Annotated in this window: 2 protein-coding genes; both read left to right on the top strand. The window is 69.0% G+C overall.

Annotation, left to right across the window (positions count from 1 at the left end; all coding sequences use genetic code 11):
* On the top strand, positions 1–1,212 hold a 1,212-nt coding region (locus AB0G02_RS32660; RefSeq protein WP_360801925.1), incomplete at its 5' end, for a 4-hydroxybenzoate 3-monooxygenase.
* Positions 1,213–1,868: 656 nt separating this feature from the next.
* On the top strand, positions 1,869–3,240 hold a 1,372-nt coding region (locus AB0G02_RS32655; RefSeq protein ID WP_360801922.1), incomplete at its 3' end, for an endo-1,4-beta-xylanase.

Below are 3,240 nucleotides of genomic sequence, written 5' to 3'. Positions count from 1 at the left end.
GCTCACTCCGGCCCCCCCCGGCGCTCTGCATTTCCGGTCCGTCCGCTCGTAGCGGTCCACGATGCCCAGCGCGCCGGCCTGGTGCTGTCCCACCTGCTGGCCGAACGCGGCATCGACTCGGTGGTCGTCGAGACGCGCGGCCGGGCCGAGATCGAGCAGACCATCCGGGCCGGGGTCCTGGAGCAGGGCACGGTGGAGTTGTTGTCCGCCATGGGTGTCGGCGCGCGGGTGGCGGCGGAAGGCGCGCGGCACGAGGGGATCGAGCTGAGGTTCGGCGGCGAGGGCCACCGGATCGACTTCACCGGGCTCACCGGGCGGGCGGTGTGGCTCTACCCGCAGCACGAGGTCCTCAAGGACCTGATCGCCGCACGGCTGGACGCGGGAGCGGACATCCGCTTCGGGGCGAGCGACGTGGCGCTGCACGGCGTGACGTCCGACGACCCGGTCATCTCGTTCACCGACGCCGACGGCACGCCGGTCGAGCTGCGGTGCGACGTGATCGCCGGTTGCGACGGCTCGTCCGGCGTCAGCAGGCGCTCCATCCCGGACGGCGACCGCACCGACTACTTCCGGGCTTACCCGTTCGGGTGGTTCGGGATCCTGGCCGAGGCGCCACCGTCCTCGAAGGAGTTGATCTACGCGCACTCCGGGCGCGGGTTCGCGCTCATCAGCACGCGGACGCCCCAGGTGCAGCGGATGTACTTCCAGTGCGACCCCGACGAGCGCGCCGACGACTGGAGCGACGACCGGATCTGGGCGGAGCTGAACGCCCGGGTCGCCGGTGACGGCTTCAGCCTCGCGGAGGGCCGCATCTTCGACCGGGGCGTCATCCGGATGCGCAGCTACGTGTGCGAGCCGATGCGGCACGGCCGGCTCTTCCTGGCCGGGGACGCCGCGCACGTCGTGCCGCCCACCGGCGCGAAAGGGCTCAACCTCGCCGTGGCGGACGTGGTCGTGCTCGCCCGCGCGCTGGAGGAGCACTTCGCCACCGGGGACACCGAGCCGCTGGACGCCTACGGGCCGACCGCGGCCCGCCGGGTGTGGCGGGCGCAGCACTTCTCGTGGTGGATGACCTCGATGCTGCACACCGACCCGGCCGGTTCGCCGTTCGACCTCAAGCGGCAGCTCGGCGAGCTGGAGCTGGTCACCTCCAGCACGGCCGCCGCCACGCACCTCGCGGAGTCCTATACGGGCTGGCCGATCGGCTCCTGAGCCCGGAGGCCCGCCTCGGGCGTAACGGGTGTACTCCATTCGTCGGAAACCGACTCGGGTAAATCGAGAAAGTTGCGAACCTTTTTTCGAACATTTCGAAGCTTGCACAGGAAGCCTTCAGTTGTTATGAGACTCACGCCGGTATCGGCCCAGGCGTCGTCAACACCGGGTTCCAACAGGGGTTTTCACATACGTGATCAGGTTGCAGCGGGCTGGTCAAGATCTGGGTGGCCGGCCTCTGCGCCGAATGGCCGCATCGTCAGGACTTCTGCGGATCCGCGCAATCCTTCTGTTCCGGCGCTTGCCAGACCTATCTGTTTCGGTTAATACTGCTAAAAGTTTCAGGCTGGGCACAATCCCACCTGCCCAGTGGCGGGTGCTCTGCAGAAGGTGCCAACGACGATGACACGGACACCGAGGGCGGCATCCCCGCTCGCGACCACGTTCGGCCGCGCCGTCCGGCACGACGGGAAACGGCCGAGCCTGTCCGGCCGCACCGGCTGATCACCTCGTCGGTGGGGAGGATCGCCCGCGGCACCGGGCCCTCCACCGCCGAGCGCGCGGATCCGGACCACCCCGCCCCGGCGGTTCGGGTCGCCGTCCAACCAACCCACCACCTGCCGAACCGGAGCAGGTGCTCTCAGAAGGTGCGATACATGAAGCTGACATCGAGGTCAGTGTTGCGAGCGGCGCTAGTGTCGACGTTGGCGGTCGCCACCACGGGCGCCGCGGTGCTCATGGCGACGTCGGCCAGCGCCGGCACGACGCTCGGCGCCTCGGCGGCCGAGTCGGGTCGCTACTTCGGCACGGCGGTCGCGGCGAGCAGGCTGAGCGACTCGACGTACTCGGGGATCCTGTCGCGTGAGTTCGACATGGTCACGGCCGAGAACGAGATGAAGATGGACGCGACCGAGCCGAACCAGAACCAGTTCAGCTACGGCAACGCGGACCGGATCGTGAACCTGGCGCGGTCGCAGGGCAAGCGGGTGCGCGGTCACACCCTGGCCTGGTACGCCCAGCAGCCGGGCTGGATGCAGAACATGTCCGGCACGACGTTGCGCAACGCGATGCTCAACCACGTCACCCAGGTGGCGACGTACTACAAGGGCAAGATCTACGCGTGGGACGTGGTGAACGAGGCGTTCCAGGACGGCAGTTCGGGTGCGCGGCGCGACTCGAACCTGCAGCGCACCGGCAACGACTGGATCGAGGCGGCGTTCAAGGCCGCGCGGGCGGCCGACCCGGGCGCGAAGCTGTGCTACAACGACTACAACACCGACGACTGGTCGCACGCCAAGACCCAGGCCGTGTACCGGATGGTCCAGGACTTCAAGTCCCGCGGCGTCCCCATCGACTGCGTCGGCTTCCAGTCCCACTTCAACAGCCAGAGCCCGGTGCCGTCCAACTACCAGACCACCCTGCAGAACTTCACCAACCTCGGCGTGGACGTGCAGATCACCGAGTTGGACATCGAGGGTTCGGGCTCGGCGCAGGCGCAGAACTACGAACGCGTCGTGAAGGCCTGCCTGGCCGTGGCCCGCTGCGCCGGCATCACCGTCTGGGGCATCCGCGACAGCGACTCCTGGCGCTCCTCGGGCACCCCGCTGCTGTTCGACGGCAGCGGCAACAAGAAGGCCGCCTACACCTCGGTCCTCAACGCCCTCAACGCCGGTGGCACGACCACGACGTCGACCACCACGACCACCGGCACGACCACCACGACGACCGGTACGACGACCACGACCAACGGCCCGATCCCGGGTGGCTGCACCGCGTCGGTGTCGCTGAACTCCTGGGCCGAGGGCTTCGTCACCACGGTCAGGGTGACCGCGGGCTCGTCGTCCATCAACGGCTGGACCGTCACCACGGCCCTGCCCTCCGGCGCCACCGTCACCAACGCGTGGAACGCCGACCGCAGCGGCAACACCGGCACCGTCCAGTGGCGCAACGTCAGCTTCAACGGCAACGTGCCCGCCGGCCAGTCCATCGAGTTCGGCTTCCAGGGCGCCGGCTCCGGTGCGGGCATGA

It is taken from the genome of Actinosynnema sp. NPDC023658 (genome assembly GCF_040639995.1).
In the GTDB taxonomy this organism is placed as follows: domain Bacteria; phylum Actinomycetota; class Actinomycetes; order Mycobacteriales; family Pseudonocardiaceae; genus Actinosynnema.
This window is presented reverse-complemented; position numbering and strand designations above follow the sequence as displayed.